The organism is Pseudomonas sp. S3_A09 (assembly GCF_054668065.1).
In genome coordinates this window covers 464,586-488,434 of the sequence record NZ_CP162752.1, presented here as the reverse complement: position 1 = coordinate 488,434, position 23,849 = coordinate 464,586, and the positions used below count along the sequence as shown (strand labels likewise).

18 protein-coding genes and 2 pseudogenes are annotated in these 23,849 nt (G+C 60.7%); 5 read left to right on the top strand and 15 right to left on the bottom strand.

Features of this window, described 5'->3' with window-relative positions; all coding sequences use genetic code 11:
• Position 1 precedes the first annotated feature (1 nt).
• From AB4N92_RS02315 to AB4N92_RS02305, 3 genes are all read left to right on the top strand, one after another.
• Entirely contained in the window at positions 2 to 3,136 is a 3,135-nt protein-coding gene (locus tag AB4N92_RS02315; RefSeq protein WP_198581055.1) for an efflux RND transporter permease subunit, read from the top strand.
• Entirely contained in the window at positions 3,133 to 4,527 is a 1,395-nt protein-coding gene (locus tag AB4N92_RS02310; protein WP_010209133.1) for an efflux transporter outer membrane subunit, read from the top strand. The genes AB4N92_RS02315 and AB4N92_RS02310 overlap by 4 nt, the downstream gene beginning before the upstream one ends.
• Positions 4,528 to 4,612: 85 nt before the next feature.
• Entirely contained in the window at positions 4,613 to 5,314 is a 702-nt protein-coding gene (locus AB4N92_RS02305; RefSeq protein WP_050544792.1) for an MlaA family lipoprotein, read from the top strand.
• Between the two features lie 136 nt (positions 5,315 to 5,450).
• On the opposite strand, the gene AB4N92_RS02300 is transcribed toward AB4N92_RS02305, so the two are convergent.
• Entirely contained in the window at positions 5,451 to 6,491 is a 1,041-nt protein-coding gene (locus tag AB4N92_RS02300) for a zinc-dependent alcohol dehydrogenase family protein (RefSeq protein WP_010209137.1), read from the bottom strand.
• Positions 6,492 to 6,675: 184 nt separating this feature from the next.
• On the opposite strand from AB4N92_RS02300, the gene AB4N92_RS02295 reads away from it, so the two are divergent.
• On the top strand, positions 6,676 to 7,158 hold the full coding sequence (locus AB4N92_RS02295; protein ID WP_010209139.1) for an Lrp/AsnC family transcriptional regulator: 483 nt from the start codon (positions 6,676 to 6,678) through the stop codon (positions 7,156 to 7,158).
• 55 nt (positions 7,159 to 7,213) lie between these two features.
• On the opposite strand, the gene AB4N92_RS02290 is transcribed toward AB4N92_RS02295, so the two are convergent.
• The 10 genes and pseudogenes from AB4N92_RS02290 to oxdA all read right to left on the bottom strand — a co-directional run bounded on the left by AB4N92_RS02290 (position 7,214) and on the right by oxdA (position 17,196).
• On the bottom strand, positions 7,214 to 7,789 hold the full coding sequence (locus tag AB4N92_RS02290) for a TetR/AcrR family transcriptional regulator (RefSeq protein WP_085989253.1): 576 nt from the start codon (positions 7,787 to 7,789) through the stop codon (positions 7,214 to 7,216).
• A 46-nt stretch (positions 7,790 to 7,835) separates the two neighbouring features.
• Entirely contained in the window at positions 7,836 to 9,476 is a 1,641-nt protein-coding gene (locus AB4N92_RS02285) for an AMP-binding protein (RefSeq protein WP_010209141.1), read from the bottom strand.
• Positions 9,477 to 9,569: 93 nt separating this feature from the next.
• Positions 9,570 to 9,761: pseudogene (locus tag AB4N92_RS02280) on the bottom strand (methyl-accepting chemotaxis protein); the annotation flags it as partial.
• Between the two features lie 126 nt (positions 9,762 to 9,887).
• Positions 9,888 to 10,502, bottom strand: a pseudogene (locus AB4N92_RS02275) (PAS domain-containing protein); the annotation flags it as partial.
• A gap of 354 nt (positions 10,503 to 10,856) precedes the next feature.
• Complete coding sequence (locus AB4N92_RS02270) at positions 10,857 to 12,116, bottom strand: GTP-binding protein (RefSeq protein WP_010209143.1); 1,260 nt, start codon at positions 12,114 to 12,116, stop codon at positions 10,857 to 10,859.
• On the bottom strand, positions 12,113 to 12,775 hold the full coding sequence (nthB, locus tag AB4N92_RS02265; RefSeq protein ID WP_010209144.1) for a nitrile hydratase subunit beta: 663 nt from the start codon (positions 12,773 to 12,775) through the stop codon (positions 12,113 to 12,115). The genes AB4N92_RS02270 and nthB overlap by 4 nt, the downstream gene beginning before the upstream one ends.
• Positions 12,776 to 12,816: 41 nt before the next feature.
• A complete protein-coding gene (gene nthA, locus AB4N92_RS02260; protein ID WP_029529092.1) occupies positions 12,817 to 13,410 on the bottom strand; it encodes a nitrile hydratase subunit alpha in 594 nt (197 codons plus the stop codon).
• 73 nt (positions 13,411 to 13,483) lie between these two features.
• Positions 13,484 to 14,998 (bottom strand): amidase, encoded by a 1,515-nt coding sequence (locus tag AB4N92_RS02255; protein WP_010209147.1) that lies wholly within the window; start codon positions 14,996 to 14,998, stop codon positions 13,484 to 13,486.
• Positions 14,999 to 15,187: 189 nt separating this feature from the next.
• Positions 15,188 to 16,054, bottom strand: a complete 867-nt coding sequence (locus tag AB4N92_RS02250; protein ID WP_010209148.1) for a transporter — start codon at positions 16,052 to 16,054, stop codon at positions 15,188 to 15,190.
• 83 nt (positions 16,055 to 16,137) lie between these two features.
• Positions 16,138 to 17,196 (bottom strand): aliphatic aldoxime dehydratase, encoded by a 1,059-nt coding sequence (gene oxdA, locus AB4N92_RS02245; protein ID WP_010209150.1) that lies wholly within the window; start codon positions 17,194 to 17,196, stop codon positions 16,138 to 16,140.
• Between the two features lie 563 nt (positions 17,197 to 17,759).
• On the opposite strand from oxdA, the gene AB4N92_RS02240 reads away from it, so the two are divergent.
• Positions 17,760 to 18,695, top strand: a complete 936-nt coding sequence (locus tag AB4N92_RS02240) for an AraC-like ligand-binding domain-containing protein (RefSeq protein ID WP_042571987.1) — start codon at positions 17,760 to 17,762, stop codon at positions 18,693 to 18,695.
• Between the two features lie 12 nt (positions 18,696 to 18,707).
• On the opposite strand, the gene AB4N92_RS02235 is transcribed toward AB4N92_RS02240, so the two are convergent.
• The 4 genes from AB4N92_RS02235 to AB4N92_RS02220 form a co-directional block, all read right to left on the bottom strand.
• The gene (locus AB4N92_RS02235; RefSeq protein ID WP_010209154.1) at positions 18,708 to 19,706 is read right to left on the bottom strand and encodes a helix-turn-helix domain-containing protein; all 999 of its coding nucleotides are present in this window, start codon (positions 19,704 to 19,706) and stop codon (positions 18,708 to 18,710) included.
• 72 nt (positions 19,707 to 19,778) lie between these two features.
• Positions 19,779 to 21,257: an aldehyde dehydrogenase family protein gene (locus AB4N92_RS02230; RefSeq protein WP_010209156.1), complete on the bottom strand. Its 1,479-nt coding sequence runs from the start codon at positions 21,255 to 21,257 to the stop codon at positions 19,779 to 19,781.
• A 70-nt stretch (positions 21,258 to 21,327) separates the two neighbouring features.
• Positions 21,328 to 22,176, bottom strand: coding sequence for a VOC family protein (locus AB4N92_RS02225; RefSeq protein ID WP_021491099.1), 849 nt, complete (start codon positions 22,174 to 22,176; stop codon positions 21,328 to 21,330).
• A 22-nt stretch (positions 22,177 to 22,198) separates the two neighbouring features.
• Positions 22,199 to 23,845 (bottom strand): bifunctional 3-(3-hydroxy-phenyl)propionate/3-hydroxycinnamic acid hydroxylase, encoded by a 1,647-nt coding sequence (locus AB4N92_RS02220; protein ID WP_021491098.1) that lies wholly within the window; start codon positions 23,843 to 23,845, stop codon positions 22,199 to 22,201.
• Positions 23,846 to 23,849 lie beyond the last annotated feature (4 nt).

Sequence of the window (23,849 nt, the reverse complement as noted above, 5' to 3'; positions counted from 1 at the left end):
CGTGGCGCACTTTTTTATTGATCGACCGATTTTCGCCTGGGTCATTGCCATCGTGATCATGCTCGGTGGCAGCCTGTCCATCAGCCAGTTGCCGTTGGAGCAGTACCCGGATATTGCACCACCCACGGTGAAAATTTCTGCCACCTACACCGGGGCCTCGGCCAAGACCGTCGAAGACTCGGTAACCCAGGTCATCGAACAGCAGATGAAAGGCCTGGATAACCTGACCTATATGTCGGCCAGCAGCAGTTCGGCAGGCAGTGCCAGCATCAGTTTGACCTTTACTGCCGGCACCGACCCGGACGTCGCCCAGATGCAGGTGCAGAACAAGCTGCAACAAGCCGAGTCGAGGCTGCCGCAGTCGGTACAAAGCGAAGGCCTGACCGTGACCAAGGGCGGTTCGGACTTCTTGATGATTGTCGCCCTGGCATCGGACGACCCCAGCGTCACCGGCACTCAGATAGGTGATTACATTTCCACCACCTTGCTCGATTCCATCAGCCGAATAGACGGCGTCGGCGATGTGCAGACGTTGGGCTCGGGCTACGCCATGCGCATCTGGCTGGACCCCGCCTTGCTGGAAAAATATGCGTTGATGCCGTCGGACATCAGCAGCGCCCTGGAAGCGCAGAACACCGAAGTCTCGGCTGGACAGCTCGGCGCCTTGCCCGCGATCAAGGGGCAGCAACTGAATGCTACGATCAGCGCCCGCAGCAAACTGCAGACCGTGGACGAGTTTCGCAAGGTCGTGGTCAAGTCCAACAGCGACGGTGCCGTGGTACTGCTGGGCGATGTCGCGACCCTGGAACTGGGCAGTGAAAGCTACGACATCAGCACCGCCCTCAACGGCAAGCCCGCGGCGGCCATGGGCGTGCAGTTGGCCGCCGGCGCCAACGCGCTGAACGTCGGCAAGGCGGTCAAGGCCAAGCTCAAGGAGATGGAGCCCTTCTACCCGACGGAAATGCAGCTGAAAAATGTGATCGCCTACGACACCACGCCCTTTGTCAGCCTGTCCATCGAAGAGGTGGTCAAGGCCCTGGGCGAGGCCATCGTGCTGGTGGTGTTGATCATGTTCCTGTTCCTGCAGAGCCTGCGTGCAACGCTGATCCCGGCGATTACCGTGCCGGTGGTACTGCTCGGCACGTTCGGCGTGTTGGCGCTGTTCGGCTACTCGATCAATACCTTGACCATGTTTGCCATGGTCCTGGCGATCGGCTTGCTTGTAGACGATGCCATCGTGGTGGTGGAAAACGTGGAGCGGCTGATGGGCGAAGGGCTGTCGCCCGTGGCGGCTACGCGTCAATCGATGCGTGAAATCAGTGGCGCACTGGTCGGGATCACCCTGGTGCTGAGTGCGGTATTTATCCCTATGGCGTTTTTCGGTGGTTCCACCGGGATCATCTATCGGCAGTTCTCCGTGACCATCGTCTCGGCCATGGTCCTCTCAGTGTTGGTGGCGATGACCCTGACACCCGCGCTGTGCGCGACGTTGCTCAAAGCGCGCAATGGCAAGGGGCATGGCGCTCAGCATGGGTTCTTTGGCTGGTTCAACCGCACCTTCGAGCGCGCCAGCGCCGGTTATGAGCGCTGGGTGGGCGTGGTGTTGCGGCGTTGGGGGCGCAGCCTGCTGCTGTATGGGCTGGTGCTGGTGGTCATGGCGGTGGGTTATGTCAGCCTGGCCACTTCGTTTCTGCCGGACGAGGACCAAGGGATTCTGCTGGCACAGATCCAGTTGCCGGTCGGCGCGACGGACAGCCGCACACAGGCGGTGATCAAGCAGTTCGAGGACTACATCCTGCAACAGCCCGAGGTCGAAGCGATGATCAGCATCAGCGGCTTGGGCATGGGCGGTAACAGCCAGAACACCGCACGGGCGTTTATCCGCCTCAAGGATTGGTCCGAACGCGGTGGCTCTGGTCAGGGGGCAGCCGCGATTGCCCAGCGGGCGACCCTGGCACTGTCCAGCATCGGCGATGCCGATGCGTTCGTCATGCAGCCGCCGACCGTGCGTGGCCTGGGCCAGAGCTCGGGGTTCGACCTGCAGCTCAAGGACCTCGGTGGCCTGGGCCATGATGCGTTGGTGGCCGCCCGCGAACAGTTCCTTGAGTTGGCCAGGAAAGACGCCCGCTTGCTGGGCGTGCGCAGCAACGGCCTGGACGATGCACCGCAGCTCAAGGTCAGCATTGACGACCGCAAGGCCGGGGCCCTGAGCCTGAGTACCAGCGATATCAACAGCACCCTTGCGACGGCCTTAGGCGGCACTTATGTAAACGACTTTCTCAACCAGGGCCGGGTGAAAAAGGTCTATGTACAGGGCCAGGCATCCTCGCGCATGCAGGCTGCGGACCTTGATCATTGGTTTGTGCGCAACAGTAACAATGAAATGGTGCCGTTCTCGTCCTTTGCCAGCAGCACCTGGGGCTACGGCTCGCCGCTGCTGGAACGCTACAACGGTAACGCCTCCCTGGAGATCGTTGGCGATCCGGCGCCAGGGGTGAGCTCCGGCGATGCGATGGCCGCCGTGGAGGCCATTGTCCGGCAGTTGCCCCAGGGTATTGGCTACGAGTGGACCGGGCAGTCCTATCAGCTGCGCTTGTCCGGGTCCCAGGCGCCGCTGCTCTACGGCATTTCCGTGTTGTTTGTATTCCTGTGCCTGGCCGCGCTCTACGAGAGTTGGTCGGTGCCGTTTTCGGTGATCCTGGTCGTGCCCCTGGGGGTCATCGGTGCAGTGCTGGCGACCCGTGTCGCCGGGCTGAGCAACGACGTGTATTTCCAGGTCGGGCTGTTGACCACCGTGGGCCTGGCCGCAAAAAACGCGATCCTGATCGTTGAGTTTGCCAAGCACTTGCAAGAGCAGGGCAGCAGCGTGATCGACGCGACGCTGGTCGCGGTGCGCCAACGCCTGCGGCCGATCCTGATGACCTCCCTGGCCTTCATGTTCGGCGTATTGCCGCTGGCCTTGAGCACCGGTGCAGGCTCCGCCGGACGCCAGGCCATTGGTACGGGAGTACTGGGCGGTATGTTCAGCGCCACAGTGCTGGGGATCTTCTTTGTACCGTTGTTTTTCGTGCTGATCCGCGGTCGTTTCGGCCGCGTGCGCAGCGCTAATCAATCTGCCCCGACAGGTGATGCATGATCAAGTCACACTGGCCTCTGCTGGCCGCCATGGCCCTGGGCGGCTGCGTCAACCTGGCGCCGCAGTACGAGCGCCCTGAGGCCCCCGTCTCCGAGCAATGGTTGCCGGCGGCCAACCTGCCCAAAGGAAAGGTTGGGGCTGATATCAAGTGGCAGCAATTTTTTACCGACCGCCGCCTGGCGCAGTTGCAGCAATTGGCGCTGGCCAATAACCGCGACCTGCGCCTGGCCAGCCTCAACGTTGAAAAGGCCCAGGCGCAGTACCGCATCAAGCGCGCTGACCTGTTTCCTACCGTCGACGCGGGCGTCAGCGGCACCCATAGCCGTACGCCGGGGTCGTTGTCCAACACCGGCACGGCAGTCACCACACACGACTACAGCGCTCAGTTGGGGCTGAGCAGCTATGAACTGGACGTGTTTGGCAGGGTTCGCAACCTGCGCGATGAGGCGCTGGAAGACTACTTGGCGTTGACGGAAACCCGGCGCAGCACGCAAATCAGCCTGGTGGCGGAAGTTGCCACCGCCTGGCTGACCTTGGCCGCCGACAACGAACGGCTGCTGCTGGCCCAGGAAACCCTGACCAGCCAGTTGGCCACCTACGACCTGACCCAGCGCAGCTACGCCTTGGGTGGCTCTTCCGCGTTGTCGGTGGCGCAAGCCCAGACCACCGTCGAATCGGCACGGGGCGATGTAGCGTCCTATGAGAGCCAGATCCTGCAGGACCGCAATGCTTTGCGCCTGTTGGTGGGCAGCGATCTGCCCGAGGCCCTCTTGCCGGGCACGCGCCTGGAGTCGGCGGCAGTGCTGGTGGATATTCCAGCAGGCCTGCCCTCCAGCCTGTTGCAACAACGCCCGGACGTGCTCTCGGCCGAGCATACGCTCAAGTCCGCCAACATCGATATTGGCGCGGCCCGTGCGGCGTTTTACCCGAGCATCAGCCTGACCGCCAACGCCGGCTCTTCCAGCTCGGCATTGGCCGGCCTGTTCAAGTCCGGCAGCGGCGCCTGGACCTTTGCCCCGAGCATCAGCGTGCCGATTTTTGACGGGGGCAGTAACCGCGCAACCCTGGATTCGGCTAAGGTCGAACGCGAGATCCAGTTGCAGACCTATCAGCAAACCCTGCAAACCGCATTCCGCGAAGTGGCCGACGCACTGGCGGTGCGCAGCACCCTGGATCGCCGTATTGCCGCGCAACAGGCGCTGACCGACGCCAGCCGCAAAAGCTTCGAACTCTCGGATGCCTTGTATCGGGGCGGCTCCCAAAGCTACCTCGAAGCCCTGGATGCGCAACGCTCGCTCTACAGCGCACAACAGGACCTGATCACGCTGCGCCTGACCGAGCAGAGTAACCGCATCACGTTGTACAAAGTGCTGGGTGGCGGTTGGAATTAACGGCGCTGGCACATGCACACATCACCGCAGCAATGGAACGGCTTGCGCGGATTAAATCGGCTAGTTCATTCAACGGGGAATCAACATGTGTGCTTTTCGTTCCACTTTAAGCGGTTGCGTCCAGGTGCTGGGCTGCGCCTGTTTCATCATGATGTCACCGCTGTGTCTTGCGAATTCCGACGCGGACCCATGGGAAGGTGTTAACCGACCGATCTTCGCATTCAATGACGTACTGGATACCTATGCACTGAAACCCCTCGCCCAGGGCTATCAACTCATCACGCCCGGTGTTGTCCAGGACGGCATTCATAATGTGTTCAACAACCTCGGGGAGGTCAAAAACCTGGCTAACGATGTCCTCCAGGTGAAGTTCCACAGCGCTGGCGTCGACACAAGCCGCTTTTTGCTCAACAGCACGATTGGCCTGGTGGGGTTGATCGACGTCGCGACCCCCATGGGGCTGCAGCGCAGTGACGAGGATTTCGGGCAAACCCTCGGTTACTGGGGGGTCAATAGCGGGCCTTACCTGGTGCTGCCGTTCCTGGGGCCCAGCACACTGCGCGATGCACCGGCCATCCTTCCCGATGCCTACGCCAATCCGGTTCGCTACATGGGCGACGTGCCTACGCGTAATAGCCTGTACAGCGTGGGCGTGATCGACGGGCGTGCTCAATATCTGGCATCTGAAAAGCTCATGACGGGCGATAAATACACGTTTATTCGCAGTGCCTATCTGCAAAACCGAGCGTTCAAGATCAACGGCGCAAACGTAAAGGATGACTTCTGACCGGCGCCCCTGCGTGCTCTTCCCCAACCCGCTCGGCACAGAAGATCAATATCGTTCGTCACTCTCCAGTTGGAACGCAACACTAACGTTGCGCTTACTCCAGCACTGCCGGTTGTACGGCTGCGTCCTGTGCGATCTAAAATTCGGTCACGACGGTTACGCCAGCGGTCTCGAAACGATCCATGTTCATCAACGCGTCGATGGACTGCTCCAGGCTGATGGTTTTACCCACGAGTTTTTCCGGTGCCAGTTTTCCGCTGGTGATCATCTGGATCATGGCGTCATAACGATGTGCTTGCATGCCGTGGCTGCCGTAGATCTCAAGCTCGTGCGCGATGACCTTGCTCATGGGGATCGCCGGCTGTGCGTGGTCGGCGAGCATCAGGCCTACCTGGACGTGCTTGCCTCGACGGCGCAGGTTGTTGATGGAGTTGAAGCAGGTGGTGGGATGGCCCAATGCGTCCAGCGATACGTGGGCGCCCCCCTGGGTGATTTCCAGCACGGCTTCGGTGACGTCCGCCACGCTGTGTGCGTTCAGGGTGGCAACGGCGCCGAGCGTGCGTGCCAGTTCGAGTTTTTCCGGCGAAATATCGATGGCGATGACATTCGCGCCAAGGGCCTGGGCGATCATCACGGCGGACAGGCCCACACCTCCGCAGCCATGCACCGCGACCCACTGTCCGGCGCTGACCTTGCCTTGGTCAACGACGGCGCGGAATGACGTGGCGAAGCGGCAGCCCAGGCTCGCAGCAGTGGCGAAGTCCATGTTCTGCGGGAGTGCGACGAGGTTCAGGTCGGCCTGGTGTATACCGACGAATTGCGCAAACGACCCCCAATGAGTGAAGCCCGGTTGAAACTGCGTATTGCAGACTTGCTGGTTACCGCTGTTGCACTCGGGACACGCGCCACACCCGCCGACAAAGGGCACCGTTACACGGTCGCCGACCTTCCACCGGGTGATGTCCCTGCCAACTTCCGTCACGATGCCGGCAAGCTCATGCCCGGGAACATGCGGCAGTTGGATGTCCGGATCATGCCCCTTCCAGCCGTGCCAGTCGCTGCGGCAGACGCCGGTGCCCCGCACCTGTACGACCACGCCGTGACGCTCCGGCGTCGGGTCTTCGACGTTCATCAAGCGCGGCGGTTGGGAAAAGGCTTCGTAGACAACTGCTTTCATGAAAATCACCTCTGCTCGGATAGACACGACGTTGTATTCGTTCGATTTCTTGCGCGGGGCGGCTCGAATCAACGCTGATCCATTATGTGCGAATGCCTTGAAATTGCTTTTCAGATTCCAGTTGATAGTGGGCGATAAATGAAATTAATCTCCGTTATCCGGCACATAATTGAAAGGATCAACCATGTTTGAGCGTTTGGATAAGGTGGATATTGCGATATCGGAGCGACTGCAGCGAGATGGGCGACTCTCGAATGTCAAGTTGGCGGAGCAACTTTCCCTCAGTGAAGCATCGTGTTGGCGTAAACAGAAACGCCTGGAGGAGTGCGGCGTGATCGAGGGGTATCAAGCCATCCTGAATCGCAGAAAACTGGGCCTGGGGGTGATGGCTTTCGTGCAGATTTCCTGCAGTGATCACAGTGAAGAAGCCACGGAAAAGTTTGAGAAAATCATAGCGTCGGCGCCGCAGGTACTCAGTTGTCACAACACAACGGGCGAGGCGGATTTTTTACTTCAAGTGGTCGCGAGAGATTTGGACAGCTACAGCCGATTCGTTGAAAAAGTGCTGAGGAAGCTGCCGGGTGTATTGAGTATCCGGTCGAACCTGTCACTGCGAGAAATGAAGACCACCCATCGTTTTCCCGTGGCCGAACTCCTGAGCATCTGAGGACCTTTGAATCAGGGCGACGGCCTGATCATCAGGCGCCCAGGCGCTACCTGGTTCAAGGCAGGGCCTTTATCGCCTGGACGACAGCATTGACGATGGCCTGGGCGATGACCCGACGCTGGGCTTTCTCCATCCTGGGGCTCAGCCATGCAGGCAGGCTGTTCAGCATGGGCACGATTGCCTGCAGTGCGCCTTCGCGCAAGGGGCCACCAGGCTGATGGCATAGCTGCCCGACCAAGCTCAGTATTTCCGACTCATAAGCCTCCCTCAATCGCCGTACACTTTCTTCCATCGGCGCGTTCAGGCAGCCGGTGTCCATGACGGCCAACTTAAACTGCCCGGCCATGTGTTCATGCAATCGAAGGTGGCCTTCGATCAGTTTTGTCAGACGTTGCGCGGGCGTTAATCTTCGTTTTTTGATCAGCTCAACGTGCGACAACAACGTCTGATACAGCTCCATCAGCCACTCGAAAAGCAGTGCTTCCTTGCTTTCTACATGGTGATAAATCGCCCCCGGAGTGATGCCGATATGCGCCGCCAGTTCACGCATGCTGACCTGACTGAAACTGCGCTGCTGGAACAACTCCAGGGCTCTGCGCTGGAATTCAGAGCGGCTTAGCACAGTGCGCACGCTGTGTTGCGCACACGCAGCCACACCCGACGGCCGTAGCCTTGAGTCATGTGTCGAACGCCTGCTGCTTCGCGATTTCCTGGTTGCGCAGAATGAACCGCTGCAATTTGCCACTGGGTGTTTTGGGCAGGTGTTCGACGAACTCGATTTCCCTCGGGTACGCGTGCGCGGCCAGGCGTTGCCGGACATGCAGGCGCAGGACTTCCGCCAACTCGGTGCTTGGCAGGCTTTGACTGTTCAGTACGACGAACGCCTTGATCAACTCGGTGCGTTGCGGGTCCGGTTTGCCAATCACGGCGGCTTCAACCACCGCAGGGTGTTCGATCAGCGCACTTTCCACATCGAAAGGTCCGACGCGATAGCCGGAGGTAGTGATCACGTCGTCGTTACGGCCCACGAAGCTGATGCTGCCGTCGTCATTCAACTCCACGATATCGCCGCTCAAATAATAACGGTCGACAAAAGCCTGGGTGGGCATTCCGAAGTAGCCCTCGAACCAACACAGGGGCGACCGCTCGCGATCCACCGCCAGCACGCCTGGCCGGCCCGGCGGCAGTTCCCGATGAGCATCATCCAGCACGACAATCCGGTACCCCGGAACCGCATAACCAGCTGAACCCTCACGTACCGGGTGACGCAGGCCGTGGTGGTTGCACAGCACCATGCCGATTTCAGTCTGGCCATAATGGTCGTGGATGACCACGCCGAGTTCGTCGGCAAACCAACGGATGACCTGCGGGTTCAGCGGCTCGCCGGCACTGCTGATGACACGCAGGCGACCACGCACGGTGTCGGCGAACGCAGCCCCCGCCGCGATCAGCAGGCGGTAGGCGGTCGGCGAGCCGGCCAGGTTGGTGATCGCATACTTGGCAATGATCCGGCAGGTACTGTCCACCGCGAACGGGCCGTCATAGAACAGCGTGGCACGGCCACATGCCAGCGGGCCGGTCACCGCGTAATACAAACCATAGGCCCATCCGGGGTCGGCGAGGTTCCAGAAATGGTCGTCCTCTCGCAGGTCAATCGAATCACGCATATAGCCCTTGAAGGCCAGAATGGCGCTTAAGGGCACCTCCAACGGCTTGGCCGGCCCTGTGGTGCCTGACGTACACATCAGCAGGAACGGCGCACTGGCGTCCAGCAACTCGGGTACACAATCGGCCTGTTGGCGATCCAGAACGGTCCAGAAGTCGTAATCGTCCGGGTTGCGTGGGCCTGCGCCGGTCACGATGATGCGTGGGCAGTCAATGACGTCGTCCAACTTGGGGCGATTATGGGCATCGGTCACAATCCAGCGCGCCTCGGAGCAACCCAATCGCTGCTCGATTGCCTTGGGGCCGAATGCGGTGAAGAGCGGTTGGTAGACCGCGCCGATGCGCCAGGTCCCCAAAATGGCAATCAACAGTTCAACCGTGCGTGGCATCAGGCCCGCTACACGCTCTCCCGGCTTGACCCCTTGCTCGCGCAAAAAGTTGCCGAAGCGCGCAGCGTGGGCCTGCAGTTCGCTGAACGTGTGGTGCGTGGCGCGGCCATCCGGCGTTTCGCAGTACAACGCCACGGCATCACCCAGGGCGTGCCGGTCGCAGCATTCGATGCAGGCGTTCATGGCCGCCAGCTCGCCGTGCAAGTCCTGGGTGGCCAGTTGTCGATAATTGAAAGAGGTCACTGCCGAGTCGTAATCACGCATAACGTACCTGATTGTTATTGTTGGTAGATGTTCGGTGTGCACACGCCCAGTGCGCGCGCTTTGATGTGGCTAGCTGTCCATCATTTCGGCCGCTTGCTGTGTGGCCTGGCTGGTCCGAGTGGCCAGCTTGCGGACTTCATCAGCGACCACGGCAAACCCGCGCCCGGCCTCGCCTGCGCGCGCCGCCTCAATGGCGGCGTTCAAGGCCAGCAGGTTGGTTTGGCTGGCAATGCCCTGGATGGTGGCGACAATGTGCGTCAACTTGCTGAGCGTTTCCTGCATCACGCGATGTTGTTCCGCCTGCGCCTCACGCATCGTGCTTTCTTCATGGTGGGCATGGATATCGGTAATGGCACCCACCACTCGCTGCGGGGAGCCGTCCGATGCGCGGCGCGTTTGCCCCCGGCCGCGGAACCAGCGGTAAGTGCCACTTTTATGTTTGAGTCGGTAATCCACATCAAACGGTGTTTTGCCGCTGCGGTCTTCAACGTGGGCAACAAACGCTGCGATCGCCCGTTCGCTGTCGTCGGGATGCAGGCGCGAGGTCCAGCTTTCCAGGGTATTGGGGAACTCTTCAACCGTGCTGCACCCCAGCAGTCGGCGCATTTGCGACGACCACCAGATGGTATTTTTCGGGTTCGCAGGGTCGCCGGCCACAACCTCGATGTCCCAGAGCCCGTCGTGCAGCATTTCCCGGGAAATGTCGAAACGTGTGGCCGCCAGTTCAAGTGTCTCGTTGTGCAGGTGTTGTTCGTGAATGTCACGAAGGGTTCCACCGATGGCGAGAGGTACGCCTTGAGGATCACGACTTGCGTTACCGCTGACCCTGCACCAGCGATAGTCACTGCCTGATGCGGACTTCAGGCGCACATCGAGCGCAAAGGGCGTCCGCCCACTGCGATCGGCAAGATGCCGGGCAAGCGCTTCCAGGTGCGGTTGCCGGTCAGCGGGGTGTAACTGTTCGCTCCAACGGCCGAGCTGATCAATACCTTGGGCCTGGATTGACGCCGACCCCGACCACTCCATTGCGCACTCCGGCCCGGGGGCGGCGGTTGCAGCCAGATCCAGTGTCCAGAACAGTTCATCTGCACCCTGGGTGATCAGTGCCCAGCGCGTCTCCACATGACGCAAATGCTTGTCGCGGCAGGCCAGACGTTCGTCCAATTGGCTGACTTTCAATGTCAGTGCACGTGCTTGCTCCTCCAAGGCACGCCGCTCCTGTAGCAATTGATCGACGCCTGACAGAATGCGCCGCAATAACGGGTTGTTCGATGATAACGGCATGCTCGGCTGGTCTGGCTGCTCCAGCCTCTCGGCGAGCGGCGCCAGTACCCAACGGGTGGTTCTGCTGAAAAAAAGCATGGAGCACCTCTACCTCGTTCAAAGGGGATCCGCCTGCAAGAGGGGGGACGGGCATGCCGACAAGGCCCGGGTGTCAAAGTCTGTCGCTCCCGGCAGGGTTTGCCAGGCCGACGGGCCTGCGGCGATTTCCTGAGCACTCAGCAGGCAGTTGTCGAGCTCGTGTTGCAACCTATGGGTATCCAGGTCCTGGCCGATGAAGACCCATTCCTGCCGGCAATCCCCGACAATGCTGTCCCACTTGGCCATGATGCTTTGCAACCGATATTCATCCCGTGGCCATTGCGACGGCTCAATGAAGGTCCACCAGCGCCCGACATAGTCCCACTGGAACTGCTTGCCGCTTTGCACCAGCAGGCCGATTTCAAGGTGGCGGCTGGCCAACCAAAAGTAACCTTTGCTGCGCAACAGGCGCCCGTTGCACCAGGGTCGCAGGAGGAAATCGAACAATCGCTGCGGATGAAAAGGGGCGCGCTCGCGGTACACCCAGGACGTCACGCCATAGGTATCCGACTCGGAGGCCGGTGCGTCGCTGGCCTCCATTGTCTTCATCCAGCCCGGCGACGCCGCAAGGCTGGGTAAATCAAACAGATGGGTGCCGAGGATGTGGGATAGCTCAACGTTACCCTGAGTCATTGGCTCGATCCGCGCGGACGGGTTAAGGCCTGCGAGGATTCCGTGCAAGGCCTGGTAGCCAGGCTCATCGATCAAGTCCATTTTGTTGACAAGAATGACGTTGGCATACTCCACTTGCTCGATCAGAAGGTCGGTTAGAGGGCGCTGGGGCGTGTCCTCCTGTGCGTCGTCGCGGGGCACGGTGTCCGGTGACTCAAGCAGCGCCTGGAAACGGCTGCCATCGACCACTGTCACCAAGGTATCGAGCCGTGCCAACTCGCTGAGGCTGAAGCCTTCGGCGTCCAGGAAGGCGAACGTCTCCGCGACCGGCATCGGCTCAGAGATCCCGGTGGACTCAATGAGCAGGTAATCGAAACGCTGCTGGCGCGCCAGCGCACTGATCTGCTCAAGCAAATCGGCGCGCAGCGTGCAGCAAATGCAGCCGTTGCTCATCTCGATCAACTCATCGCTGCCACGGTGCAGTGACACATCGCGCTGCACCTCCTGGGCATCAATGTTGACCTCGCTCATGTCATTAACGATGACCGCCACCCTGAGGCCTTCGCGATTGCGCAGGATATGGTTGAGCAGGGTGGTTTTGCCGGCGCCGAGGAAGCCGGAAAGCACCGTCACCGGCAGTCGGCCTGTCAGGGCGCCGTCAATCATGCTTTCACCGCTTGAGCGACATCGGCGTGGTCCAGGTAGCTTTCGAAAAGATCGACCACCACCAGCCCATCGTCTGCCGCATCACCCCAGAGATCCTTTACGCGAAACTCGACATGGTAGGTCGGCTGGTGCGCCGCGCTCACGTCGCCATGGCCAATCGCGTCCGGGAAGGGCCACTGCTCTGATGTGCGGTGCAGCACCACGCCTGCCTTGCCACGCACATAGGCTGGCATGCGGGTATGCCCGGCCACGTACTCGTCTCGCACGACGACCCGGTCGCCCACCTCAAAATGCGGTCGACCGGTGATCGCCGGGCGACCTTCAGCATGAGCGGGGTTCGCCAGCTTGAAGGGGGAGCCCAAGGCCTGATCGAGTTCTGCCTGGGTGATGACGCCTGTTTCGACCAGCAGGGTGGCGGTCGCAATGACATAGCGTTCGTAGTACTGAGTGCCGACATGTTGGCGGACATCCAGGCGTTCTACGGCGTGGCGCACTTCGTCCACGCTGAACTTTTTCAAGTGATCGGCACCGATAAACATCAAGCTGTAGGCCAGGTGTTCCCAGTCCTGCTTGAATACCTGTTTGTAGTCCAGACTATTGATGGTGTGAGGGACCTTGCCAAAGCCCTGAAAACCACCGAGATCGTGAAAACCATCCATTGTGAATACCTCTGAAAAGTGAAAGAAACAAAGCGCCCCGGTTACGCGACGTGCGGTAGCGCCACGCCGATAAGGACATCCTTGGTGATCAATTTTCGAAGCGCCTCTTCATCCATGGACTCGCTCCCTTGCGGCCGTACAGGCAGCACCAGATAGCGGCTTTCGGCGCTGGTGTCCCACACCTTGATGGTGACGTCGTCCGGCAGTTGCGTGCCCAATTCCCGCAGGACAGTGCGCCCTTCGCGCACCAGCCGGGCACGAAATTCGAAGCCCTTGTACCACTCCGGTGGCAAGCCGAGGACGGGCCAATTGGTGCAGGAGCAGAGGCTGCACACAATCACGTTTTTCAGAGTGGGCGTGTCTTCCAGGGCAACAATGTATTCACCCTGCGGGCCGGTGTAGCCAAACTGGGCACACGCTGCGGTGCCATCCCTTAGCAACAGTTCACGAAACTGCGGGTCTACCCAGGCCTTGGCCACAACCCGCGCACCATTTTCCGGGCTCCATTCGTGGGCCATCAGTTGCGTCATGTGCTCGATGTAACCGTCGGGGATCAGGTCCTTCTGCTTGAGCACTTGCAGTAACGCTTGTGCTCGTTCGCCCGGTGTTGATGTGTTTCTCTCAGGAGTGGTCATCGGTTTATTCCTCATCATTGAGCGTCTAGGCAGCGCCTGGCGGCTTGGTCTTTTTTGCGCTGCGGGGGGCCGGCTAACAGTTTTTCCAGTCGACAGCCGCCTCGAACGCTGCGGCAGCCTGATAAATCGTGCCTTCGGCATAGTGCTTGCCCACCAACATGAGCCCGACAGGCAGACCGTCTACCAGACCGCAGGGGATCGACATCGCCGGGTGGCCCGTGATGTCCTGGGCGGAGGCATTGCCGATCATTTCCAGTGCTCGCGCCACGTACTCAGTGATCGAGCAATCCGGTTCCGGGTGCGGCTGGGCAATGATCGGGACGGTAGGCATCACCAGCAGGTCATAGCGCGCCAAGGCCGCGTCATAGGCCGAACGAGCCAGGCGCCGGAGGTTTTGCGCCTTGGCGTAGAAACGCCCGTTGTAGCGCTCGACACCGTATTGGCCGACGAACATGCACAGCTTGAGAGAGGCGGACAGGTCATCCGCCTGATCGCGCCATCCGGCTTGCTTGTCCAGCAAGCCCACGTCATACAGTCCTTTCCAGTTAAAACCCGCCCCATTGCCGTGCATCATCTGCATCGTCAGACCCTCACAGCCGATGGGGTGCCACAGCGCCCCGGCGATCGCGTGCTCAGGCACCGACACCTCCTCGACCTGCGCGCCCAGTTGCGAAAACCGTGCGATGGCATTGCGGACCGACGACGCAACGCGTGGATCCTGGTTGGCCAATTCGAAGCCTTCGCGCAGGACGCCAATCTTCAGACCGCTCACACCGCGTGCCAGGTAATCGCTGTACGTGTCGACCTGGGGCGCGGCTTGCCGGGGATCAAGCCCGTCCGCGCCGGCCATGACCTCCAGCATCAAGGCGTTGTCTCTCACATTGGCGGTGATGGGGCCGGCATGATCGATGGTCGCTTCGATGGCCATGATCCCGGTGTAAGGCACCAGACCGTGCGTAGGTTTCATCCCGTAAGTGCCGCAGAATGCGGAAGGAATCCGGATCGATCCGCCCTGGTCACCGCCGACTGCGAGGTCGACCTCGCCCGCGGCGACCAGCGCCGCGCTGCCGGAAGACGATCCACCCGAGGCAAACCCATGGCGATAAGGGTTGTGAACCGGTGCGGGATCGGAAGTGTGACTGCCACCTGACAGGCAGTAATGCTCGCACGTCGCCTTGCCGAGGATGGTTGCGCCCGCGTCCAGTAACCGAGTGACCACAGTGGCGTCGAACGATGGAACGTGGCCTTCCAGTGGCTTGGCACCATTCATCATGGGCACGCCAGCCAGTGAAATGTTGTCTTTGAGTGCGACCGTTTTACCCGCCAGTTTGCCGTCACGGGCACCGCTGACTTCCGTTCGCACGTACCAGGCGTTGAGTGGGTTGTGTGCAGCCGATGGACGATAGCCCGAGCTGCGTTCGTAACGTACCGGTGGAATGAAATCGGGCAACTCGTCAATCAGGTCGTAGGCGTCAAAGCTCGCCTGCATAAGCGGCAAGTATTCCCGCGCATGCTCGGGGCTGAGCTGCATGTGCAGGCGGCTGGCGATATCCAATAACTGCTCAAGGGTGGGGCGAACGATTGCCATGGTGGGGCTGTCCTTATCGTCTGTGGCCGAAGAGCACTGCATGCTCATCAAGGTCAGTGGGCCTGGTGCTCAAGATAGTCCGCGCCTCCAGTCGAAGGCTTGGTTGAAAAAGACAGCGACTTGGCTGAGCCGGACAGCCCTGCGCCAAGGCAACAGAGGGCTGGGGCCGCTGTCCGGTGGACGCTTGCGTCAAAATACGCGGGCGTAGCGCAGGTTCATGCGGAAGTCTTCCTTGGCGCCGTTGTCCACTGACAGATCCTTGCCCAACTGCAGTTGGATCTGGTCTTGGGGGGTGACGAATTTGGTCGCTGTCAGGCGGAAGTTGGTTGTACCCAACTCGTTATCCTGATTGACGTGCTCGACGTTGGTCTCACCTCCCCAGGTGCGCCCGAAGCCGATACCAAACGCTGTGGTAGCGTCAGGCATGTAACGCCCCATGATCTGTGCTGCATAGGAAACGTCTTGCTTCAGACGGTCAGCATTTGCGCCATAGTCGGTGTTGTCGCCATACCAGGTTGCGCCGCCGACCAAGTCCATTGCCCATCTTTCTGTGAAGTGCTTGACGTAGGCACTCTGCAGTTCGAACTTCCAGCGGTTCTCACCGATATTGAGCGCGTCATCCTTGTCATAAGTGCCAGTGGGTACATACAGATAGGGGGCGATACTGAGGGTGTCGCGGGCTTCGTTGAGCCGCCACTTGACCGGCGCGGTCAGGATCAAGTCGCCGACGCCGCGGGTACTGCCCAGCGTCGAGGCGTCACCGCCACTGGAGACGTGCCCGAAGGGCAGCAGGAATTGCGGGTCGATGGTGACTGTGTCGCTGAGTGCGTAGACGTGGAGCAGACGCAGAATGCCGACGTCTGAGCTCAACCTGTAGTCGGAGCTGACCTTGTGCCCGTTGGCGTAAGCCGAGTCCGTGGTGGAGTGCTGGTAATAAATCGCACCGATGGTCGCGCCGACCGGGTATTGCTCATAGTCGCCAGGGGCTACTTCACCGGCGTTCGCGTGAAGTGCGGGCAACAGGGTGGAAAGTGTCAGCAGGCGGATCTTGTTCATTTTTTTATTCCTCGCACAGGAAACCACGCCACCCGGGGAGGGTGGCAAGGAAGTAGGAAATGGGGGAGAAGTGCCGACGGCACTCAGGCGGTTGGCGACAGCGCGTCGCGCAACATGCCGGTCTGCGAGTGACAGTTGATGTACTCGAATACCTGGCTCTTGGCGTCTGACACCGACACTTCGTGGTACAGCCGTAACTTTTTCAAACCCGCGGCCACACGGAAGAACGTCACGAAAATACGCAGGTGGGTAGGGTGCGACTCTGCCCAGCGTTCGAGTTTTTCCACCGAGCGCCAGTGACCGATGTTGTAGCTCACGTCGAGAAAGTTACCGTCGATATCGATATTGCGCACAAACCTGTTGCTGTAGCAGCCCAGGGGTTGGCCGTTGTCACGCAGGAAGTCCATGCCGTCCTGCAAGGTCGGCAAAATTTCATCCAGGTACAGCGAGCGTTCGTCCGCCTCGGCATCCGCCCAGTCCTGGCCTGAACGGATCAGCGTGAGGTTGTCATGCCCCATGACCACGACCCGCCCACCCTTGGCAGGGTCACCCGCGACCACTTTCAGCTCACTGGTAGGTTTCATCCAGTCCGTCTGGGAGATCGGGAAGCGGTCGCGCATCGAGCCCCAGTAACCGTGTTCCTCGATCTCGCCACTGGTGCTATCCATGACCGCGCCGACACCGGGCAAGTTTTCCTGGAAGGCGTACAAGGTTTCGAACTGCTCGGCGCGTGGGGCGGTGATTTCGCGGAAATAGCCCAGGCCGTCACTGAGCCGATCCGGCGAATTCCACCAGTCATTTACCTGGGGTGAGCGCAACCAGCGACAGTGGGCGGCAGGGTCTTTCCAGTACCCGACCACAATCAAATTATCAAACCCACTGCTGTCGGTGTGGTGGGTCAAGTCATGGGTCTGCGGGCCATCGGCCAGACTGAAACTGCCGACGATGTGGCGCATTGACTGCAACGCGGCCTCGCGCTGGGCGTCGCCGCGATATTGCACGCCGAGGTAAGCCATCACCACTTGTTCCAGTTGCTCGTCAGCGCGCGCGACCCACATCGGGAACGGCGGTTGATATTCGTCGGGCACCCGGCGTGACAGGGTGCGTGGGCATTTGAGATGTGTGTCGATTGCAGATTCCATGGTGAGCTCCTCGTTATTTTCGTTCAGGCCTACGGGTGGGCATCAGCGCTTCGGCGGCAGGTCGCGTTTGACGACTTGCCGTCGGTGCAGCAGCGTCATGGCTCCCCATTCAATCAACCAATACGCCGACTCTTCAGGGACCAGGTCGCGCCTCTGCAGAAACCAGGAGGAATCAGCCCGTCGTTGTGAATAGTGTCGATACATGGCGTGCCTCATCAGCGGGGTATGAGCTGCTGTGAGGTGGAAATTAGGCTGGGTGGCGAGGGGGCGCTTTGTTCGACGGGACAACCGTTTGGTTGGAAAAGACACGGCAGAAACTGACGTTGCGCCGTGGTCCGCGTTGGTGCACTTGGGCCGACCGCGTGACGGGCTGTGCCTCTAAATGGGGATAACGGCACAGGCAACCGCCTGCGGCCTGAGGCGCGTTGCGAGGGGCATCGCACGGCAGTGTGACTGGACGGCCTGCAGCGGTGTTTGGCCTGCAAATTGCTTTTGATGGGGGACAGTTGACCGCAAGTTACACCTTATCGAGCGCCTTTTGCATTGATGTCGAGGTCAGTGACATGAACCCGAGCACGCAGTATTCGACCCTTGCAGTGTCGGCCCCCCGTCGCTTTGATTACTGGAAGGAAGTGGTGTGCCGCCATTGCCTGGCAGCAGACAGCAAACCCTTGTCCCAGAGCAGTTTTGATGGCGCGCTCGCGATCAATACGCTCGGCGACCTGGACATCTGTTCGCTGTCTTCGCCGCTGCATTACTGGGAGCGCTCAGAGCGTCACCTGCGCAGCGGCCCGGCTGAAGATTTATGGTTGGGCTTCTCCCGAAATGGCCATGGGCAAATTGAGCAAGGAGGAAGAAAAGCCAGCCTGGCAGCTGGAAATCTGTTTCTTTATGACGCAACACAGGCGTTTCGATTCAGTTTCGGTGGTACCGAAAACCACTTGGTCCGTATTCCGCGAGCCTTACTGATTGAGCGTCTGCCACGAATCGCCGATTACACGGCGATGGTCCTCGACGACCGCCGCCCCGGCGTCGTGCCCTTGCGTGAAATGTTGCGTCAGGCCGCGAGCTCGCCGATGTCGTTGCAGGATGAGCACATCTCGAATCGTTATTCCGGCGCATTGATCGACCTGCTGGTGATAAGCCTGGAACTCCAGGACCTGAAGACAACCCATCAGGAACTCGACCTCTACGGTCGTATCATGCAGTACATCCAACGGCACTTGACCGAGCCGGACCTATCCATTGACGTCATCGCGCAGGCTCATAATGTGTCCACGCGAACTGTCACGCGCGCGTTCGCGCGATACCAGAAGACCCCCGTTGCCGAGATCTGGAAAGAGCGCCTGAATGCGAGCCGTGAAGCGATCGAGCGCGGTCAGGTGCGCAGCGTGTCCCAGGCGGCGCTGGACTTCGGGTTTTCCGACTTCTCCCACTTCAGCCATGCCTTTCGCAAGGCCTTTGGCGTTGCGCCGAATACCCTTTTGCGCCGCAATTGAGAGGCTTCGCGCTCAAACGGCTGGCGATTGAGTGCGGTTGTCGCTGGCCGTTTCCCGGAACAGTCGTGGTGACATACCGAATGTCGATTTGAAGTGCCGGCTGAAATGTGAACTGCTGCCATAGCCCCAGGCATAGGCGATCTCGGTGAGTGAGCGATGGGCCTGTTCGCGGTTGCGCAGGTCCTCGGCGCATCGGGACAACCGACGCTGCCAGATATACTCGCTGACGCTGCAGCCCAATTCATCCTGAAAGGCCCGGTGCAAGCTGCGCACCGAGCACTGTTCAGCATTGGCGATGCGCTCAATGCTGAGGTCGCGGTCCGCCAGGTGGCGCTCAATATAGGCCTTGAGGCGATTCTGTTTGAAGAACCGGAAGTCGTGGTCCAGTTGCTTTTCATCTTGCTTGTTCTTCAAGGCATTGTTGAGCAACCCGGCGATGCTGTCGCCGATCAGCCCGGCCGACTGGCTGTTGAGCAAGGGGTATTGATGGTAAGCGTCGCTGATCAGGTGCATCAGCATGCGCCCCAGCCCGTTGCGGCCACTCAAGTGCATGTCGCCGGTCTGTGTCAGTTGCCCGGCGGCGCCTTGGAACAGCAGGATAAAGTGTTCGCACCCCTGGGTACTGGTTACGCTGAAGGGCTTGCCACAATCGACCAGGAGCATTTCGTCCGGTGCGACGGTACTGCTTTGCTGCCCTTGCTCGAAGTGGCTGACACCGGCAACTTGCAGGATCAACATGCGCGGCGTGTCGACGACATCGAGTGCTTTGCTCAAGTGGCGTGAATAGCGATGGGCACTGGCGGTCATGCGGCAGAAACGCAGCTGGCCCAGGTCGCCATATTCCAGCCGCCCCTGGAAGTTACCGTTGTGCAACGGGTCGATATGGGTGGCTTCCAGGCGCTTTATATACTCAGGCGTGCGGCCCAGGTGATCGCTCATGAACTCTTTCCACTTCATCAGCCGGTCAGAGCGAACGACCTGATCGGTGGACACACAGGCTAGGTTGTTCATTGGTTTCGCCTTCTGTCTTTTTGTTATGGCTGAAGGGGCAAGGAGGGCGCCTTGCCCGATTCTGGCATGCGATCAGAACGGGTAGCGATGGCTCCCCGCTTGCCAGGTGACCCAATGGGCCCGGGTAAACTCATCCAAGGCATAGTGACCGTTGAAGCGCCCTAGGCCGGAGTTCTTCTCGCCACCGAACGGTGCATTGGGTTGGTCGTCGACGGTGATGTCGTTGATATGGGTCATGCCCGCCACGATGCCACGCGCAAAACTCAGGCCGCGCGCCATGTCCCGGGTGAACACGGCACTGGATAGACCGTACTCGCTTGCATTGGCCAACTCCAGGGCGTGGGCCTGATTGTGTGCAATCATCAATGGCAATAACGGGCCGAAGGTTTCATCGCGGGCCAATGCCTGCTCGGGGCCCACTTCGCCGAAGACATGGGCTGGCAGCACGAGCCCTTGCGCCTGGCCACCACACAGTTGCTTGAGACCGGCACGCTCGGCTGCGTCGATCTTCCCCAGCAGGCCATCGAGCTGACTCTGGTTGACCACCGGCCCGATCACCGTATCGGGCTTGGCCGGGTCACCGGTCTTGAGGTTGAGCACGCGCTCCACCACCAGCGCCGCGAAGTCGGCATACAGCGAACGATCGACAATGACGCGGTTGACGCTCATGCAGATCTGGCCCTGATGCAGGAAGCGCCCGACCACGGCGGCATGCGCCGCGATCTCGATGTCCGCATCGTCCAGGACCACCAGCGGTGCGTTGCCGCCCAGTTCCAGCGCCACGCGCTTGATGTGCTTACCGCCGATGGCGATGCGTCCGACATTGCGGCCCACGTCGGTGGAACCGGTGAAGGAGATCAGGCTTGGTATCGGGTGCTCGACGAATGCATCACCAATCTCCGAGCCCGCGCCGACCACCACATTCAGCGCACCCGCGGGGAACCCGGCTTCTTCGAACAGGTGCGCAATCAGCAGGCCTCCGGTGACCGCCGTGTCACTGGCGGGCTTGAGCACCACGGTATTGCCCAGCGCCAGGGCCGGCACCACCGAGCGCATGCTCAGGTACAGTGGAAAGTTCCAGGGGCTGATGACACCGACCACGCCCAGCGGCTCGCGAAACACGAAGCTCTGTTCGCCAGGCTTGTAACTGCTCAGGATTCGCCCCTCAACCTGCATCGGCAGCGTTGCGCACTCGCGAACCAGGTTGAGGGTGAACTGCCATTCCATCCCTGCCTTGATACGGGTACTGCCGGACTCACGGATCAGCCAGTCGATGATTTCTTCGCTGCGGTCCTGGATGACCTGAGCGAGTTTTTCCAGCTGCGCACTGCGCTGGGTCGGGTGCAGCGCTGCCCAGTCGGTCTGTGCGCGCTGGGCCGCCTGGTAGGCGTCATCCAGGTCAACCACCGAGGCCAGCGGCATCTCCAGCAAGCGTTCGCCGTTGAACGGGTTACGGTCATCCAGGCGTCGTGTCGAACGACCTGTGCGCCAGGTGCCGTTGATGTATTGGTCGCCGCTGATGGCGTAGGTCGCGAAGGTTGGAATTGTCATTGTCTTACCTTAGGCAGGTAGCCGCGTTGATTGAGGGTAGGTGAGGGCAGACCCTTTGAAGTGTGTCTTTTCAGCTGCGTATCCAGGCGCGTCCCCAGGAGTTGAGGGTGTATTCCTCTTGGGGCCAGACGCCTGGCGCGCGGCTGGCTTCGGTGATTTCCAGCTCCGCCGAGAACTCCAGGCGATTGCGATCGGCATCGACCACCATGAAGAACAGGTTATTGCCCGGACCGTGGCGACCTGGGCCAAAGAACAATGTAATCCGCTCCTTGGCGAAACGGTCGCCCCAGTCGCGAATGTCATTCCACTCGTTGGTTTCGTAACAGTGATGATCCCATTCGTTTTTCGAACCGCGGAAAAACGCCAGCGAGTGGTGCTCGTCGTCTGAACGCAGGAAGCAGGTCGTGAGCTGGCTGCTCTGCTCATCGACAACATTGTCCGAGACCGTGAACCCCACCGTGTTGACGTAGAAGTCGATCATCGCTTCCAGCTCCGTGGTCTGGAACACCACATGCTGCAGGCGGCCCGGCATGCCCTTGCGGTCGGTGGCGACGGCGCCAAGAGACACGCCAAACACGGTTTGCCGGCCCTGGGGGTCGCGGATTTGAAAGGCGCCGGCTTCCAGCAGTGGCGAGTCGAGCGCTTCGACGCTACAGCCCTTGCTCACCAGGCGCGTGCGCAGTTCACTCAAGCGCGCTTGGCTGCCCAGGTCGTACGCGGCCGCGAGCAGGCCGCTGTGGTCGGCGGGCGAGATTAGCATGGCCCGTTGCGGGCCTTGGAGCAGCCAACTGCCGTCTGCCTGCGCCAGGCAGTTCATGTCCAGCAGGCGCCGATAGAAATCAACTTGTTGCTGGGGCGCTTTGCTCGCCAGGTGCAGGTAACACAGGCGTGCGGGGGTAGAAGTCTGCAAGGTTTGCATAAACACCTCGGTGGCTGAAGGTTCAGGGGTAGACGGGGGCCATGGCCGGTTGATCCGCACAGGCGCTTGTCGAGGGGATGCCGAACAGCGCCTGCAAGGCGGCGGCAGCCTGGTCTTGGGTGGTCTTGTCGAAGAGGGCGGCGACATAGCGATCGGGGCGCAGCAACACAAACGTGTGGCTGTCGCCCAGCAGGTCCTTGAGCGCATCCTCATGGTCTTGAAGTACGGTGCAGCCAGGCAGCGATGGCAGGGCCTGGAAGTGCGCAGGCAGGATCAGGATGCGCTTGGCCTCCAGGTGATCCCAAAGACCGTGGCGCAGTTCATCAAGACGCTGGCGAGCAGGGTCGCCATATTGAATCAGGGCAAAGCCGGCACCGATGCTCGCGTCCAGCAACTGGGCGTGGCCTTGGGCGTCGGTCAGCAGCGGCTGAGGAAACATTTGCCCACAGGCCAGCTTTCCGGCCTTGCCGTCGGGCAGCACCAGGCCTTGGGTAAAGCGTGGTTTTGGCTTGAAGCGCATCTGCAGGAAATAGTCGCGCAGCGGCGGCACCAGGCCGACCAACGCGAATGCCGCACTGATCAGGCGAGCCCGCAGCACGGTAGCCGGCGCCATGACCACGCCCAGGTTCAGGGCCAACTTGATCAAGGCCCAGGCATGCCCGCGCCGCTCGCTTTCGTAGGACTGCAAGGCGGTCGCGGCCAATTTGCCGTTGAGTACGCCGATCAACTTCCAGCCCAGATTATGAGCATCGCGAACGCCGCTGTTCATCCCCTGTCCGGCGTAGGGCGGGGTCAGGTGCGCGGCATCACCGGCGAGCAATACGCGGCCCACCTGCCAGCGCTCTGCAACGCGGGCATGAAAGGTGTAGACCGTCTTGCGCACGATCGAAACCGGCGCATCGCCCTTGAACGGACGCAACAGCACGTGCAGGCTTTGCGGGCTGAGCACCTGCTCCTCGGTTTCGTCCGGCCGGAGCATGAATTCGAAACGCCGCGTACGGTGCGGACCGGGTACTTCCACCACCGGGCGCCGGGCGTCACAGTACACGCGGGTCTGCCAGAACGGGTCGTCGTCCTGGTCGGTATCGACCACCAGCCAGCGCGAGGAGAAGCTCGACCCGACCATCTCGATTCCCAGTTGCTTGCGCACCGGGCTGCGGCCGCCGTCGCAGGCGACCAGGTAGTTGGCCTTGACGTCGAGCAATTGGCCATCGGTGTCCTTGATCAAGGCACGCACACCGTGCGCGTCTTGAGTGAACTCCAGCAGTTCGTGATTGAAGCGTGCAGTCACGCTCGCAAAGCGCTCAAGGCCGGTCTTCAGCGTGTGTTCGAACAGTGGCTGGCGAAAGGCATTGCGTTTGGGAAAACCATACACCTTGCCGGTGGGCTCGACCTTGCCAAAGCAACGCCCGCCCGGGCGGGTGAAGTAATGCACGCCGTAGCCCGGCACCACATCGTGTAGCACGGCGGCATCCAGCCCGATCGCCTGCATGGTGCGCAGGGATTCATCGTCGATCGAGACAGCGCGGGGCTCGGTCACGGTGCCGGCCTTGCGGTCGATGATCAGGGTATCCACCTGACCCTGGCCAAGCAGGTTGGCCAGAGTCAGTCCGGTGGGGCCGGCGCCGATGATCAGGACTTGAGTGCTGAAGCTGTTGAGGGTTGTCATTGTT